Origin of the sequence: Ochrobactrum sp. SFR4, assembly GCF_019730395.1 — a bacterium.
Classification (GTDB): Bacteria; Pseudomonadota; Alphaproteobacteria; order Rhizobiales; family Rhizobiaceae; genus Pseudochrobactrum.
On sequence record NZ_JAAPBB010001083.1, the window covers coordinates 1 to 251 of the forward strand.

A 251-nucleotide genomic window follows, 5' to 3' on the forward strand; every position below is an offset into this window, starting at 1 on the left:
TTCCTGCGGGCTTTTTTATACTCTCATTCAGTGAGAAATATATAAAACACCTGCGGCCAGAAACAGGCAAAGCGGTGAATAGAACCTGCTATCATTTTTCGCAAAGACAGATGCGGAAGGTCGTTTGAAAAAGCCGACCAGTTTGAAATCACCGATCGCCCGTAGAAACAATACCAGTGCCAGTAACCAGCCCAACGGACGCAGCACTGTGACAGACTGCACACCGATGCAGAAGACCAGCACGGCAAAGC

General features: G+C 48.6%; 1 protein-coding gene. It reads right to left on the reverse strand.

Annotation, left to right across the window (positions count from 1 at the left end; translation table 11 throughout):
* Positions 1-27 precede the first annotated feature (27 nt).
* Positions 28-251 (reverse strand): DUF3995 domain-containing protein (locus HBA93_RS22385; protein WP_221724706.1); only part of this gene is annotated, 224 nt, incomplete at its 5' end.